Raw genomic sequence first — 16,681 nt, 5'->3', positions numbered from 1 at the left:
CGTCTCTTCAAGCTTCTTTGAATTTTATTTCGTATCCGGTTTTTTCGCCGCGTTATTGGCAATATTTGCATTGCGCTGGCGATATTGGCTTATTTCAAAAGCGGCAACGAAAAATAGCGAGATAACAAGCGGTATAATGAGATAAAGCAGGCGGAATACAATGAGAGCCGAAATGACATCTGCCGCATTCATATTCGGCATACCGGCCATAAACAGGGCTTCCAATACTCCGACACCGCCAGCAGGCGCATTCGATAAAAGCGTTACAGTAAAGGACGCAAGGAATACACCCAAAACCGCAATAAAACCGGGGTTTCCGATATCGGGCAGAGTGGCATAAATAACGCCTGCCGCGCCAATCAATTCCAAAGGTCCAATAATCAATTGTTGAACGACAATACTGAAATGCGGATAGGAAATCTGGAATGACTTGCCGATTTTTAACGGGCGTAATTGCAAAAGGCTGCCCAAAATATAAAGCGCAACAAATGTCAGCATTCCTATACCGATGGTAACGGCAAGCCATGTGGGAATACCTTCATGGACAAGCGTAATGAGATCCGGTCGTATCACGAGTACCAGTCCGGAAAGCAGGATTGTACCAAGAGCAAAGGTAAAGGAACAAAAAGCCACGAGAACGGCAATTTCCACACCACTCAAGCCCTTTTTGCTATAGGCACGATAACGCACTATGGCACCTGAAAAAACCGATGCACCGATATTATGGGAAAGCGCATATGTCGTGAATGAGCAAATGGCAATATAATGAAGCGGTATTTTTTTGCCTAAATGTTGCAACGCAATACGGTCGTAACCGGCAAGAGCAGCATAAGCAAGCAATGCAAAAAAAGCGGCAAGTACCCAGTGATGCGGGCTTAATGCGCCAAGCCTGCCGGTAATGTCACTAAATGAAATCGCCGATAATTTGTGGTAAAGAATATAGATGGACACCACCATTGCGACGATGCCGATAAGCGGCCAAATATATTTCTTCAGTTTCATACGTATCCACTCACATTTTCCGGCGTTCCCCCATTATTCGACGGGGAAGTTTTGTCATCCGAACATGCCTGTTCATCCTCTTCGGGATAACTCAAATGTTTTAACATACCTTTAGCGATTTCTTCGTCATCCGTCACTATCGTATTCGCCCCCATATCTTTTAGATAAGCGGTTTCCACGCCTGTGACAGCGTGGGCAATAATATGGATCCGGTCATTCGATTTGCGAGCCTCGGCAACAATTTTAGCCGCGTCAATTGCGCTTTTTGTCGATATAACCAGTTGACGGGCCTTTCCGATATTGGCTCGCTCAAGTATAGTGATATTGGCTGCATTGCCTAGAATTGCTTCATTTTTCTGGTCTTCGGCGCTTTTGACAGCCTGCCCGTTATGATCAATGACGATGAAATCTGTGTGAGAGCGTTGGAGAGAATCGGCAATTTTTTCGCCGATATCGCCAAAGCCGACCAGAATTGTGTGGTTGGTTTTATCGGTTTTTGCCAAATCACTATCGTCATCGGCGCCGACATCTATAATCGTGGTTTCGCCATTTTTCGTCTCAAGACGGGAACGAATTTTTTCGGCGGCAAAACAGACCAGCGGATTTAAAAGAATGGAAAGAATGGCGCCTCCCACAATAAGATCCCGCGCTTCGTCATTGATAATTCCCAACGAAGTTCCAAGCCCTGCAAGAATAAAAGAAAATTCACCTATCTGGGCAAGGCCGGCACCAATTGTGAGAGCAGTTGCATAAGGACGGTGAAAGAGCCGGACGATTGCGTAAGCAGCAAGAGATTTGCCGCCAATAATAATGACGAGTGTTACAATCAGAGGCAAAAAAGCTGTCAACAATTTGGATGGGTCAAAAAGCATTCCGACGGAAACGAAAAACAGAACGGCAAAAGCATCACGAAGTGGCAATGTTTCTTCTGTTGCTCTTTGGCTGAGCTCCGAACCACTCATAATCATACCGGCAAAAAAAGCACCCAATGCAATAGAAACGCCAAAAAGATGAGCTGAAAAAAATGCGACACCAAGAGCGATTGCAAGAACACTTAAACGAAAAAGTTCTCTCGAACCGGATTGGGCAGAAATTTTCAAAAGCCAGGGGATAACACGTTGGCCAACGATCACCATCAAGATGACGAACAGTACAACTTTTGCAATTGTCAGAAGGATTGTCCCGAAGAGTCCCAATTGCATCCATTGGGCAAGAGGATCGGCTTCGCCGGTTATTCTTCCTCCCAGTGAAGTTGACAGGGCAGGGATGAGCACCAGAGCCAGAACCATTGCCAGATCTTCGACAATAAGCCATCCGACAGCAATGCGTCCACGGTCTGTTTCAATGAGATTGCGTTCCTGCAACGAGCGCAAAAGCACCACGGTACTGGCTGTAGAAAGCGCAAGCCCAAAGACCAAGCCGCCACCCATTCCCCATCCCATGATAAGACCGAAACCTAGCCCCAATGCTGTGGCAACAGTCATTTGGACAATAGCACCGGGGATAGCGATTGCTTTGACCGAAAGAAGATCTTTAAAAGAAAAATGCAGGCCGACACCGAACATCAACAGGATAATACCGATTTCGGCAAGCTGATTGATCAAAACCGAGTCAACACGAAAACCACCGGTATGGGGCCCTACAATGACACCGGCCAGAAGGTAACCGACAAGTGGCGAGATTCGTAAACGATTGGCGAGGACACCGAACAGAAATGCAAGGCACAATCCCACAACAATAGTTGTTACCAATGGTGTATCCTGTATCATCTGCGGCTGGAATTTCCTCCCTGTTTTTGACGAGCCCCCGTCAAGATGCCACGAACATAAACATCATTTGTGTTAAGCTTATGACAAAATTTTCCGATTTGTTTTGTTAAAATCGGGCGATTACCCCCCCAAAAAAAAGCCGGTATGACATGACCTCGTCACACCGGCTTTTGGAAAAAATTATTTTGCGTTCACTGAATTCGGGTGAGGCTTGTCTTCAATGAGATCGCGCCCCTCATGGTGATGATGCCACCAATTGCCAAGGAAGAGTAGAATTGGTGCAGCAATGAAAATTGACGAGGATGTCGCAATAATTACCCCGACAACCATTGGAACGGCAAAATTATGAACAGCACTACCGCCCCAGATCGCCATCGGGAGCATAGCAAGAACGGTGGTTGTTGACGTGAAAATACAACGGATAAGCACCTGATTGATCGACATGTCGACCAATTGTCGCAAGGCCATCTTTTTATAGAGCCTCATATTTTCACGCATACGGTCATAAACCACCACTTTATCGTTGACCGAATAGCCGACAATTGTGAGAAGTGCGGCAATAGCTGTCAAATTGAAATCTAGCTGGAATAGTGCAAAGAAACCGACCATTTTGGTGGTGTCGAGGACAATGGTGACAATGGCACCGACAGCAAAGAACCACTCGAAACGCCACCAGATATAAAACATCATGGCAATGGCTGCGAGGACGACAGCAGTAAAGCCGGCTGTAGCAAGTTCACCGGAAACTTTCGGACCGACAACCTCGATCTGGTCAAAAGTGACATCGGGGTAGATTGTCTTGACGGCAGTTTTCAGTTTTTCAATGGCTGCAGTTTGTTGGGCTTCACCACCATCCTGTTGCTGAACTCTGATGAGCACCGTGTTCTGGTTGGAAACATTTTGCAATGCAATTTCGCCCAATCCTAATTGTCCTAATGTCGAGCGCAATGTAGCAAGATCGGCAGGGGCCTTGGTGGTAATAGCCATCTGGCTACCGCCCATAAAATCAATACCGAAATTAAGACCCGGCTTGAAGAACAGCACGATTGACGCAATTGACAGGAAAATGGAAACACCGATGCCGATGAAACGGGCATTCATGAAGTGAAAATTGGTGTGTTGGGGAATGAATTTGAAAAATGAATGGATGTGTAATTTGGTAATTTTCCATTCACGCACAACCCACGACATAATGATACGCACGATGGTGACATCGGTAAACAATGAAATGATGATGCCGAGAAGCATTGTGACAGCAAAGCCGCGTATCTGACCGGTACCGAACCACAACAGCAAAACAGTGGCTATAGCAGCCGTCACATTCGCGTCGATAATGGTCGAGAACGCATGTTTGAAGCCACGGTCAAGCGCGGCCATAGCCCCCATGCCTTTTTCGCTTTCTTCACGGATACGCTCATTGATAAGAATGTTCGCATCAACCGCGATACCAATTCCGAGAATGATACCGGCGATACCGGGAAGCGTGAGCGTTGCACCAATGAGACTGAGTGCTGCAAAAGTAAGAACAGTATGAAGAGCAAGGGCTATATCGGCGATAATGCCCCATAGCCCGTAAAGAAGGAAGATAAAAAGTGCCACGAGGAAGAAACCGGCAATACCGGTATAAAGCCCCATTTTGATCGCATCCGCACCGAGATCCGGACCGACAGTGCGTTCTTCTATCACTGTTAAAGGAGCAGGCAATGCGCCGGCACGCAACAAGGCGGCGAGGGTGGATGCTTCTTTGGGAGTGAAATTGCCGGTAATTTGTCCGCTACCGCCAGGTATGACGCCTTGAATGACTGGAGCTGTTAGAACTTTGTTATCAAGGACAATAGCAAACGGCTTGCCGATGTTTTCTCGTGTAATTTCGGCAAATGCTTTCGCACCGATTGTGTTGAGCTTGAAGGAAATAAGCGACTTGCCGGGAATTTGCGGATCAAAACCGGCCGAAGCATCGGTTAACACACTACCGTCAAGCGAAACCTGATCATAAATAGGAAAACGCTGGTTTTCGTCGGTATAACCCGGCAATATCGAAACACCTGCAGGCGGATTTTCCATATCGACATTGGTAGGAACAAGGTGGAATGTCATTTTCGCCGTAGTTCCGAGAAGATCGCGTAATTGCTTCGGATCCTGTAATCCTGGCAATTGGACTTCAATGCGATCAAGTCCGACTTTTTGAATGCTCGGTTCGGCTACACCGACCTGATCGACGCGTCGACGGATAATTTCAAGGCTTTGGTCAACAGCATTGTTTACCCGATATTTGATGCCGGCTTCCGTCAGCGTGACGCGGATTGCGTCATTCTGCTCGCTTACATCAATATCAGACGAAGATGCGCGGAATGCGCCTGCCGAAATAGGGGTCGCCAATTCTTGAAGCGCAGTCAATGCGGTTTGGCGCTGACCCGCATCAGGAATGACGGCGACAATCGAATCGCCGATCATACGGACACTGGTTGACTGGATTTGCTTTTCGCGAAGTTTGCCACGGACATTGTCAAGTGCGGTACGTAACTGATCGCGCTTGAGCGACTTGGCATCGACTTCGAGAACGAGCGAAGAACCACCTCTGAGGTCAAGGCCCAGAACAACTTTTGTATCCCTCATGAATGATGGTAAATATTCGAGCTGCTTTTCCGTCAACAGGTTAGGTAGTGCAACCAGAACTCCCAAGAGAAGAACGACAAAATATAAAGTTGTTAGCCAGCGTGGTGTTCGCATAAGATCCATCCAATAATTGGCACCTAAAAAATAGGTTCTATATTACGATTTGGTTCAGATAAGAACCTTCTTTTTGAAGTTTTCAACATTTAGGCAGTAGCAACGCCTTAATTTCGTGTCGAAAATATGATTTCCCGTCCGCTTGCCATTAAATGTTCGCACAAAGTCCTCTTTTCAGACTAATGGAAAGATCAAGCGGCAACAAGGACCGATGCCGGAGTTTTGCTAAACTCCTGTTTGCACTATCGATTTTAGTGCTAATGCCTAATATTTCAAAACAATAATGCGGAAAATTTTCCTCGAAATCCGGTTTGTTCAAAAAATCATCAAAAAAAGAATATCGAGCGTCATTATGACGATGAGACACATTGTCGGCAATAAACTTTGATCAACACTTTGCGGTGGACTTGTCAACCTTATCGGCACCGGTTTTGAAACTTTGGTCGAAGCGGGTTATGCACCTGAAATGGCGATGTCATGCCGCTTTAAGCAGATAGACGATTAATTTCAAAATTGAAACAAGCTGCATTTCTAAAGTTAATCAAGTCATCTAAGAGTTATATTGTGAACCAATCCGCAACTTTTACACGGGTAATCAATTCCGGATCAATCGGGGAGGGAGTATTTGCTAACAAGAAACAAAAGTGCAAAGCCGATTGATCAGAATGGTTGCCGTAATTGCAGTGCGTAACTTTTGGCTCATTATGTTTCCGGTAAATTCATGTGAACCGATTTCGTTTTTTGATTCAGGAATTTCATCCAATTGATTGAATAAAAACGTCTTTAAAGCTTTATTAACCGGCTTTCCCAATGACGGTAACGGATAGAGTATAACCGGCATTGTTCCGGTCAAATTGGCGAGATTTTGAATTCTACAGAAACCATCGAAAATTTCTGTCTGCCAATATCAAATATCTCGAAATCACGACGGGGTGTTTAGAGAATTTGATTCATGTTGATTGAGTAATGAATTGAAATTATTTGGTTTTATGGTGTTAGAATGTAGTGCCAATTTTTCGCGATCTAATTTGGTTGATGCGGTTTTTTTGTTGATTTTAAAAGTCGCTATATTGTCATTTGCAACAAGACCTTCAGGCTGGTTATGAAGGCCTATGAAGAAAATCCGGTGTTTGTTTCGACCTTGCTTTTACTTTCCTTGTGAACTTTCCTTGAAAGTGCGGTAGGTGCGTAAAATTCGATCGATTATGTTTTAGTCTTTGTGCACTTATTTGAAGAAGAACGATTTTTTTAATAATCGGAGAAAACAGGCCTTGGCTTGTCATAGTTTTGTAAAAATTTTATAGGAAAACAAAAAACAATAGTTGATATTGGGGGGTGTCCGGTAACATTCCCTAAAATTGCTTTTTGGTTTTTAAAGCCTATATGCGCGATTCGTTATCTTTATCTGGAATGGTTGGTCCTTTGAATTTTAAAATGAATTTTAAAAATCTCATTCGCAATTTCTGTTTTATCATTGCTCTGGCAATCTCTTCGACAGGAATGACCTTATCAAGTCTATCGGCGGTCGGGAATGTTGCGGAGGCGCAAACGCCTTCAACCAGTGATAATACGGTTTTAAGCCCCGCAGATCTTGTCAAACAACAACAAGTGGTCGTGAATGGCTATAAAGATCAGCTAAAAGAGCTATTGAAGAGCTATGACGCCGGACAGGATGACGATGCAGCCTTGACCGATATCCGTAACAAAGCACAGGATGTCAGCGGCAAGGTCATTAACACGGCTCTGCTTTTCCGTTCACCGTTGAATGATATCAATTTACGTCTGGATCAATTGGGCGAGCCTCAAGACGGGGTTCAGGAAGCAAAAACAGTTACCGACGAGAGAAATAATCTTCGCCAGCTCAAAGTGAAGATCAATACTTTGGTCGGACAGCTCGAAGATTGTTCGATTGATGCCAATCGTCTTGTCGAAAGAACGATAGCGCAATCGCGGGAATTGTTTGCAAGAACATTGACCCACAAGGTGGAGTTTTCTTCACCTCTTGGTACACAAATTGCCCAATCTGCAAAAGATGCAGCGGCGGACTTTTTCTCGTTGATGTTTTCCTGGTGGCAATTTGTATATCAATTCAAGTTGTTAGCGCTATGTGCTAGCATTTTGATTCCACTTTTTATCGCTGGTGTTCTTGTTGTTTCGACGCATAAATTGATCGGTCGTGTCAAACATGAGGCGACGAAGGAAGAAGAAGACGCATCCTATTTGAAGCGCTTGTCATTTGCTTTTGTCGCAACGCTTGTTCCGACAATGATTTGCGCGGTTTTTGTCATTCTCATACTTATATTTTTCAACTATCTCGGAATTAGTTGGCCAAATCTGGAACCGGTATTCCGCTCGGCGGCAGACGTCATTATGCTGGTGTTTTTTATCGCCCGTATGTCTTTTGTCATTCTCTCGCCAAAACTGCCAGAGCTGCGGTTGATGAATATAGCACCGAAACCGGCGCGTCTGTTGATTGTGCTATTGACCTTATTGGCGTTGGTAATGGCACTGGATTATTTCCTGAATGCTGTTTATCGCGCCGTATCAGCACCTCTTTCACTTGCTATCGCCAAGAGCTTCATTTCGGTTATTCTTGTTGGTATTATTATTCTGGCGATTTCCTTTGTTCGGGCGAGAACGAGCAGCGAGGACGATAAAAAGGTAACGTCCTGGCCGCTCTATATCCGTATTCCGCTTATTGTTGTCGGGTTATTGCCTATCTTGACAGCACTTGCCGGTTATGTCGGCATGGCCCGTTTTATTTCTCAACAAATCGTTGTTAGCGGTGCATTTCTTGTGTTGATGTATCTTGGCATACAAACAGCGCGTGCAACGGCTGAAGAGGGAGCTTTCGCCAAGACATTCATTGGTCGTCGTCTGGTACAAAGATTTAATATCGACGATAGCACAATGGACCAGCTTGGCCTTGTTGCCGGTATTCTCCTCAACATTATTGTGATTATTGTTTGTGTGCCGCCGATCATCATGCAACTCGGCTTTTCGGCATCCGATATTTTATCGGCCTTCATTCACATAATGACCGGCTTCGAAATTGGAAATGTATCCATCTCGCTTGTCGGTATTTCAATCGGCATTGTCTTCTTTTTGATAAGCTGGTTCCTGATACGCTGGTTTATCGGCTGGCTGGATGGCACAGTGCTTGCCCGCGGAAAGGTCGATTCAGGTGTCAGAAATTCCATCCGTACGGTCGTCGGTTATGGCGGTATTGCGCTTTCCGCGCTGATAGGCCTGTCGGCCGCCGGTTTCAATTTGAGTAGCCTTGCATTGATCGCCGGTGGTCTTTCACTTGGTATCGGCTTTGGACTTCAAAATATTGTCCAGAATTTTGTCTCCGGTCTTATTCTGTTGGCAGAGCGTCCCTTCAAAGTTGGCGATTATGTCGAAACCGGTACAATTGTCGGAATTGTCAAACGCATCAGTGTCCGTGCAACCGAAGTCGAGACGTTGAAACGGCAAACGATTATCGTGCCGAATTCAAGTCTCATTAATAACAATGTGGGTAACTGGACACATCGTAATAAAATCGGGCGTGTTGACGTGACGTTTACTGTTCCGGCCATGTCCGATCCGGAACATATCGTCGAGGTATTGATGGAAACCGCCAATAATACCGAAGGAGTTTTGAAAAATCCGAGTCCATGGGTCAGTTTTTCAAGCTTTGACAGCAATAATTTCAATTTTACTCTGGCAATTTACGTGCCCGATATTACCGCGACAATTGCGGTCACAAACAAAGTGCGATTTCAGGCTTATAAGCGGTTTTCTGACGAAGGAATTACCTGATATGACAAAATGGTTTCTTGTAGCTGTTGCTTTGACATGTTTCTTTGCAGAAGAGGGGCAAGCCGCAACAATAAAAAATACCGATCAAAAAACAGAATCTCTCGTGGTCGCTGAAGGGAGTTCCAGACGGGATGTGTCTTTGAAGGCGGATCAGACAGTCGACATCTGTCCAAAGGGATGTTTCGTTACCTTCCCGAATGGTGATCGCTTTGCAATCAAGGCGACAGATACAATAGAAATTAACGGAAGTCGTGCGAGCTTCAAATGAAAGCTGAAAATTGACTGTCCCCATTTTGAGAAACAGAGAGCTCGGTATTTTTGCCTTAAAAACGTGTGTCGGATTTGATGTCGGATGATAACGCTCTATCCCTTTGGCGTTTTGTTCCCTGTGGTTTTAAGGAACGCATGATAAATTAGCGGCAGCTCTTTTTGTGACGAAGAGCGTGCTTTTATATTCAAAAAATCGTCTTTTCGATTGGTCGCCTATCAGAATGTAGTTGTTCTTGAATGTTTATGTTCGCGTTGGTTGCACCAAAGGCTTTGCAATAGACTTGATTAATTTGGTCGAGAGACTGCTTGAACTTGATTGAGAGACTTCGATTAACCGCCTTTGATTAAGAAACTGGGCAATAAGCTGAACGCAGAGCAATATCCGTTCAAACATGTTCATTTCGAACTTTTCCTAATTTTTTGCGAATTGAAAGATTAAGACCGATATTATCGGGTTGAGCAAGGAAGCGTTTTCTTTGAACCAGATGCAAGAAACGCATGGGGAAGCTTAAAACAAGGTAGTGGTGCGGACGGCGGGACTTGAACCCGCATGATCTAAAGATCGAGGGATTTTAAGTCCCTAGCGTATACCAATTTCGCCACGTCCGCAGCTTTTGCCCTTATAGGGAACGAATATCAAAAAGTGAAGCCAAAAAATTAATTTAAAATCGGCTCGGGGAAATAGCCACAATATTTTTAAATATCGAACGTTTCTGTCTATTTTGGCACGGTAGTTTTTTAGCACCGTAAATTAGTGCGCTGAAAAACGAGACGTTAAAAAGCAGTGAAAATAGTCACCGATGTTTTCTCCTGTTGCTCGCCGGAATTTATCAGAATGGGAAAGATGATAGTTTTCATTTCGCCTTTTAATGAGCGAACCATGCGGGCATCTGGATATTGATTATTAAATTGGAAGGTCTACCGATATGACTTCATCAATCCGAGGAGATCGGGTTTTAGTAAATACGTTTCATTCTGCTATCTACCGATAATTTTCTTTGCGGGGTTTATTTTCCGGATATGGTGTTTTCAATATATGAAAAGGGTGGAGGGGGCGAAAGTCGTTTCAATGGAAGCAGCATTTCGTGCAATTGAACGCGATTGGTGCGATTGATATGAAAGTTGAATTTTTTGTGTCTCGCGCCATTCGACTGCGAATTTTTGTTGAATATAATCTCGTTTGATCTAATCTAGCCAAGATTGACTTTCCAGAAGAAAGCCAGCTCGAATTTTATGGAATAGAAAGCATTTTATATCATGAGTGAGTTTGTTCAAGACGTGGCGAAAGCTGCCAAAGCTTTGCGCAGTCTTTTTGATGAGACCCCGCTTCAGCGGAATGAGTATTTAAGTCAGAAATATGATGCAGAAATTTACCTCAAGCGTGAGGATCTGACTCCGGTTCGCTCCTATAAAATTCGTGGTGCTTTCAATTTCATTTCGCAAATGCTCGACAAGGTAGCTCCGGAAGCGGCTTTCGTCTGCGCTTCAGCCGGCAATCATGCTCAGGGTTTGGCTTTTGCTTGTCATCATTTCAAGCGTAAGGGTGTTATCTTCATGCCGGTGACAACACCGCAGCAGAAGATTGACAAGACCCGCTCATTCGGAGGCGAATTTATTGAAATTCGTATGATCGGCGATACTTTTGATCAATGCTATGCAGCCGCAAGAGCTTTCGTTGCTGAAGGCGGCGGGGTAATGGCACCGCCTTTCGATGATATGCGGATTGTGACCGGACAAGCAACGGTTATGTACGAGGCTGCAAAGCAGTGGCAAGAGCTGGTCGGAGATGAAAAACCCGATCTGGTTATCATTCCTGTTGGTGGTGGCGGGCTTGCCAGTGGCATCAGCCATTTTATCCGCGAAAGTGGTTGGACAAAAACCCACATCCGCTTTGCCGAACCGGAAGGGGCTGCAAGTCTCTACACCAGTTTAAAGGAAGGCAAACGCGTCAAACTGGAAGATGTTGACACATTTGTCGATGGCGCGGCAGTTGCCCAGATTGGGGAACTGAACTTCAAGATGCTGAAAGGGTTTTCACCCTATGATGTGTCGATTATTCCGGAAAACCGTTTGAGCGCAACAATAATTGAAATGCTGAATGTCGAAGGCATTGTGGTGGAGCCGGCTGGCGGTCTTTCAATTGATGCATTGAAGAGCATTTCTCCGCAGGATTTGAAAGGCAAAAAAGTTCTCCTTATCATTTCTGGTGGCAATTTCGACTTCGAACGTTTGCCGGAAGTGAAAGAACGCGCCTTGCGTTATCAAGGATTGAAGAGATATTTCATTTTCCGTTTTCCCCAACGTCCTGGCGCATTGCGTGGTTTTCTCGACCAGCTCGGACCGGATGATGATGTTGCGCGCTTTGAATATCTGAAAAAATCGGCACGCAATTTCGGTTCCGTTCTTATCGCAATCGAGACAAAACGTTTCGAGAATTTCGCAGTTCTTGAAACAAAGTTCAAAGAGCTTGGTTGGGCATATCGCGATATAACCAATGACAGGGTATTATTTGATTATATTATATAATTAAATCAAATACCTATATTGAACCAAAAGGTCGTTATCAATGAAGTTTCTCACCTCGCTGTTTTTTGCTTTGGCGTTATTTATTTCCGGAATCGGAGTGTCGAATGCGGCCGAGCCGGACTCTATCCAGAAAGCCGAACTCGACGGTCTTGCTGCACAAATCAATAACGCAGCGCAGAAAAAGGATCTGAGCTTCATTGCCAATAATATGCCCGAGCGCCTCTTCAAGGAGATGGCGCTCAGGCTGAAGACAGACGAAGAGACTCTCAAAAAGAATTTTATCAATCAATTGGAAAGCCAGTTTTCCAATCTTCCAGCCGGAGCTTATCGTCTGGATACGGGGAAGATCGAATATCGTCAGACAACCAATGGTATTCCTTATGCGCTGATACCGACACGGGTAGAAACAAAAGATGCCATTATCGAATATCCAACGCTGGCAATTATTGATAACACAAAGTGGCATCTCATTTATGGCGGGCAGAAGACTATTCAAAATCCGGTATTTCTGGAAATTTATCCGGATTTTCAGGATGTAAATATTCCGCAAGAAAAAATAACCCGCAAATAATTTATCCTGTTTGTTCCTGAAATATGAGGTTCATGGCTTTATCGTTTTATAAAGTTCGGGCAGCATTCCGCTTAAGTTTTGTGTGACGATTGGCACTCTTTTGATTGAGGAAAAAAGCTTTTCCTTGAAGGTGATAATTGCTGGACCTCGCGTGATGCATCATCGTTCACGCTTTTATCCGGTAGAATGAATATTAGATCGCAGCGGCAATATCCGACAAAATGAATTTTCATTTGGTGATGTTCGGATATTTTTGTTGAAGAAAAAACAGTCGCTCTTCCGGTAAACGACGAAGTTGCAACGAGCGGTCATAGTTTACTTATTTTGGATGAAAGCAGTTGCTTTTTATATCACATTGAACGATAAGGCTGGTTGTGATGCTTGGGTTGGTGAGCCAACTTTCTATAAAGGGACTTTGTAGCATCATTCACCTTGCCAAAGGTGTTCATTGGTCGCGCAAGTCGCTTCAAGGGCTAACCTCGAGCGTTTCGTCCTTATATTGATTAATCCGATGTTCCGGTTGCGCGGGAGATCAGGAGTAAAAAGCCTGTCCGGAAGTGGCAGGGAAAGATTTTATTTTGAAAACACAAAATTCGAATGCCTTCGAGGCATTGGGTGTATCGCCTATTCTCGCTAAAAATCTTCTGAAAGCCGGCATGACCGAGCCTAAGCCTATTCAGGAAGAAGCTATTCCTTCAATGCTTGCCGATTGTGACATTTTAGGTATTGCGCAAACCGGTTCGGGAAAAACATTGGCGTTCGGTCTGCCGGTTTTAACAAAAATCCTTTCAATGGGCGATAAGCGGCGCCCGAAAACAGCTCGCGCCTTAATTCTCGCTCCCACACGTGAACTTGCCGTACAGATTGAAGAGGCTATTCATATGGTCTCGAAAAATACGCATCTTTCCACTTGTCTCATTCTCGGGGGCGTTTCGAAAAATTCGCAGATCAAGCGCATGGCGCAAGGTGTTGATGTGCTCATTGCAACGCCCGGACGGTTGATGGATCTGGTGCGTGACAAGAGCGTAGATCTATCCCGTACAGACTATCTCGTTCTTGATGAAGCAGACCGTATGCTCGATATGGGATTTATCAAGGATGTGCGCCGGATTGCCGATCTTGTGGCGAAAGGTCGCCAGACAGCCTTGTTCTCGGCGACTATGCCGAGGGAAATCGAAAAGCTTGCAGAGACGCTTCTTCATGATCCGGTTCATGTCGAAGTTGCAAAACAGGGGACAACGGCTGCCGAAATCAATCAGGTTGTTCATAAAGTCGATCGTCGTAACAAAAAGGATGTTCTCAACAAGCTTTTGACCAATCCGGCTTTAAGCTCGGTGATTGTTTTTACGCGCACCAAACATGGCGCGGATGCGGTAACGCGCAATCTTTCCAAAACGGGCTATTCTGTTGCAGCAATTCATGGCAACAAATCGCAGAATGCACGTCAAAAAGCCTTGAAAGGTTTTCGTGACGGAACAGTGCGCATTCTCGTTGCAACCGATATTGCTGCACGGGGCATCGACGTTCCGGGAATTAGTCATGTTATCAATTACGAACTTCCTGACGAGGCTGAAAGCTATGTGCACAGGATTGGACGTACCGGACGCAACGGCGCGCATGGTGAAGCCATTACGCTTTATGACGAGAGTATCGAGAGTGCACGGCTTAAAGCTGTTGAACGTGTTATTCGCATGAAGTTGCCACGTGAAGACGTTCCGCCACAGTTTGGTCCTTTACCTGAAAAAGTGGAAAATAAACAAGGTAAAGACAAGACCGATTCCTCGGATGAGGCTCGCTCTCATGAACACAAAAAGGACGGGACTTTTCACGAAAAGAATAGAACGCACCGCCGTAAACCTGTTTCCGGAAAGCCCGGCGGGACTATGACCAGAGATGACGAACAGGCTTTGTCGGGTGATCGTCAAAAAAGCTTCAAGCGGAGAAACAGAAATAACGATGCCAGAAAAAATCGTGAAACGCTCGAAGCACGAAACGAGAAACCGGTAAGCACAAAAAGAAAGAAGCCGAATAATCGTAAAAAACCGGTAAGATTAAGAAAGTCGGTAAGACGCGCGGCCTAAGTTTTGGAAGAGGAATAACTTCCTAATAATTTTCTAAACGGAATTATAATTCGAAGGCATTTCAGCTTTCCAACCGTTATGAATGAAGCCCGATAGCATTTTGATTGCTTTTCGGGCTTTTTCCGATTTGATCTCCAAGGTAGAGATGTCGGTTTGGGCGGGAATCTTGATTACTCGGGATATGAGTTGCTTTTGACGTTTTCAAAAATCGAAAATGATCGGAAAATCTCCTTTGGACTATGGCAACGATTTTCAACTCCTCGCCGCCCATCCGATTTGATTATGTCCTATATTAAACTTGCATTGCTCTATAAGTCCGCTACTATTCCGCTTTGAATCTTTCGCAAAATCACCTAATGTTCTCATATAGTTGCAAGGATTAAGGAAATCGGGATAATATCATGGAAACCCACAGTGAGTTTATTGTTTCAGATGACTGGTTGAAAGCGCGATTGGGTGATTCCAATCTCTCGGTGCTTGATGCTTCCTGGTATTTGCCCGCCGCCAAACGCAATGGTCGGGATGAATATGAAAAATCCCATATACCGGGTGCTGTATTTTTTGATCATGATAAAGTTTGTGATGAGACATCCGGTCTTCCCCACACGCTTCCGAGCCCTGAAAAGTTCGCACAATTTGCAAGCGAGATGGGTGTCAATGCTGATGATACGATTGTGATCTATGACGGCATCGGGTTTTTCTCGGCACCACGGGCATGGTGGATGTTTCGTGTCATGGGCGCAAAACATGTTTATGTTCTGGATGGTGGCTTTGTGGGCTGGCAAAAAAAACATTATCCGGTCACCAATGAACCGACAAAGATTAAAAAGACGTCTTTTCAGGTAAAATTTGAACAAGACAAGGTTGTGCTCATTGACGAGATGCGGCAACTCGTGGACGGCGAAACAACTCAAATAGCCGATGCTCGTGGACATAAAAGATTTTTAGGTGAGGAAGCGGAGCCGAGACCGGGAATGCGTTCAGGCCATATGCCGGGCGCTCATAATATCCCGTTTTCGACTTTATCTACCGATGGTAATTTTAAAGATCTGAACAAGATTAAAACTATTTTTAAGGATGCAGGTATTAATGTCGCGGCTCCGGTTGTAACCACTTGTGGTTCCGGTGTAACGGCTGCGGTGCTTGCTTTGGCGCTCGAGTCATTAGGTAACCATAATGTAAGGCTTTATGATGGGTCATGGAGTGAATGGGGGTCTAAAAAAGATACGCCGGTTGTTACTGGCACTGATGGGGATGAATAATATGCCACATTTTCTCAATGCCCGTGTCACGCATCTGGAAATGTATAAGCGGCCTACGATGACTGTGCCTTCTCCGATTAATCTGCAAATTGCGATTATGCGCGCCTATCATATGCCTGTCCATTTTTATCGCTATCTTTATGAGCAGATTGGCAAGGCACACCATTGGAATGTCCGTCGGAAAATGACTGACGCGGCTTTGAAAGATCTGATACAATCGGAAAATACAGTTATCCATGTCCTTTATGTCGACGGTTGCCCCGCCGGTTTTGCTGAAATAAATCTGAAAGAGCTGCCTAAGTCTGCCGAAATTGTCTATTTCGGTCTTGTACCGGATTATCAGGGCAGGGGGCTGTCATACTTCTTTTTTAACGAGATTTTGCATTCTGTGTGGGAATCCAATCCGGATAAAGTCATTATTCAAACCAATACATTGGATAGTCCACGTGCCTTACAGCTCTACCAGAAATGTGGTTTCACACCGGTAAGCTACAATGACGTTATGATCGAGCGTTGGGATTGAGCAAGTAATCCGGAAAGTCTTTATCTCCGACGAGTTTTTGCATGAAGATAAAGGTTTAATTGTTAGCTCAACAGCAACATCCAATTTCCATATGTCACGAAAGAAGCTGACCTTATCTTAGTGTCATTCGAAAGCGCCACAAT

Annotated in this window: 11 protein-coding genes, 1 tRNA gene and 1 pseudogene; 9 read left to right on the top strand and 4 right to left on the bottom strand. The window is 44.8% G+C overall.

The annotated features are described in order from the left end of the window. Positions 1-24: 24 nt before the first annotated feature. The 3 genes from H3S82_RS08465 to secD form a co-directional block, all read right to left on the bottom strand. Positions 25-1,002: a YbhN family protein gene (locus tag H3S82_RS08465; RefSeq protein ID WP_198224347.1), complete on the bottom strand. Its 978-nt coding sequence runs from the start codon at positions 1,000-1,002 to the stop codon at positions 25-27. Then, positions 999-2,771 carry a YbaL family putative K(+) efflux transporter gene (gene ybaL, locus H3S82_RS08460; protein WP_198232851.1) on the bottom strand — a complete coding sequence of 591 codons (1,773 nt, stop codon included), beginning with the start codon at positions 2,769-2,771 and terminating at the stop codon, positions 999-1,001. The genes H3S82_RS08465 and ybaL overlap by 4 nt, the downstream gene beginning before the upstream one ends. 180 nt (positions 2,772-2,951) lie before the next feature. Next, complete coding sequence (gene secD, locus H3S82_RS08455; protein WP_198232860.1) at positions 2,952-5,501, bottom strand: protein translocase subunit SecD; 2,550 nt, start codon at positions 5,499-5,501, stop codon at positions 2,952-2,954. 267 nt (positions 5,502-5,768) lie between these two features. On the opposite strand from secD, the gene H3S82_RS11410 reads away from it, so the two are divergent. The 4 genes and pseudogenes from H3S82_RS11410 (at position 5,769) to H3S82_RS08440 (ending at position 9,573) form a co-directional block, all read left to right on the top strand. Continuing rightward, entirely contained in the window at positions 5,769-5,882 is a 114-nt protein-coding gene (locus tag H3S82_RS11410; protein WP_369459117.1) for a hypothetical protein, read from the top strand. Between the two features lie 7 nt (positions 5,883-5,889). After that, positions 5,890-5,973, top strand: a pseudogene (locus H3S82_RS08450) (hypothetical protein); the annotation flags it as partial. A 962-nt stretch (positions 5,974-6,935) separates the two neighbouring features. Then, complete coding sequence (locus H3S82_RS08445; RefSeq protein WP_246785256.1) at positions 6,936-9,305, top strand: mechanosensitive ion channel family protein; 2,370 nt, start codon at positions 6,936-6,938, stop codon at positions 9,303-9,305. Position 9,306: 1 nt separating this feature from the next. Next, a complete protein-coding gene (locus H3S82_RS08440) occupies positions 9,307-9,573 on the top strand; it encodes a hypothetical protein (protein WP_198232850.1) in 267 nt (88 codons plus the stop codon). Between the two features lie 524 nt (positions 9,574-10,097). Here the strand turns inward: H3S82_RS08440 and H3S82_RS08435 are convergent. Beyond that, positions 10,098-10,184 (bottom strand) — tRNA-Leu (locus H3S82_RS08435). Positions 10,185-10,832: 648 nt separating this feature from the next. Between H3S82_RS08435 and ilvA the strand changes: the two genes are divergently transcribed. The 5 genes from ilvA (at position 10,833) to H3S82_RS08410 (ending at position 16,538) form a co-directional block, all read left to right on the top strand. Beyond that, complete coding sequence (ilvA, locus tag H3S82_RS08430) at positions 10,833-12,101, top strand: threonine ammonia-lyase IlvA (protein ID WP_077971880.1); 1,269 nt, start codon at positions 10,833-10,835, stop codon at positions 12,099-12,101. 40 nt (positions 12,102-12,141) lie between these two features. Then, positions 12,142-12,672 (top strand): hypothetical protein, encoded by a 531-nt coding sequence (locus H3S82_RS08425; protein ID WP_198232849.1) that lies wholly within the window; start codon positions 12,142-12,144, stop codon positions 12,670-12,672. 656 nt (positions 12,673-13,328) lie between these two features. Beyond that, the gene (locus tag H3S82_RS08420; protein WP_198232858.1) at positions 13,329-14,753 is read left to right on the top strand and encodes a DEAD/DEAH box helicase; all 1,425 of its coding nucleotides are present in this window, start codon (positions 13,329-13,331) and stop codon (positions 14,751-14,753) included. A 401-nt stretch (positions 14,754-15,154) separates the two neighbouring features. Then, positions 15,155-16,015 (top strand): 3-mercaptopyruvate sulfurtransferase, encoded by an 861-nt coding sequence (gene sseA / locus H3S82_RS08415; RefSeq protein WP_198232848.1) that lies wholly within the window; start codon positions 15,155-15,157, stop codon positions 16,013-16,015. 1 nt (position 16,016) lies between these two features. Next, positions 16,017-16,538 carry an N-acetyltransferase gene (locus tag H3S82_RS08410; RefSeq protein WP_198232847.1) on the top strand — a complete coding sequence of 174 codons (522 nt, stop codon included), beginning with the start codon at positions 16,017-16,019 and terminating at the stop codon, positions 16,536-16,538. The last annotated feature ends 143 nt before the right edge of the window (positions 16,539-16,681 follow it).

Source organism: Bartonella sp. M0192, assembly GCF_016102305.1.
Classification (GTDB): domain Bacteria; phylum Pseudomonadota; class Alphaproteobacteria; order Rhizobiales; family Rhizobiaceae; genus Bartonella; species Bartonella apihabitans.
Note: the sequence above shows the minus strand (reverse complement) of the source record. Positions and strands in the feature narration are given on the sequence as shown.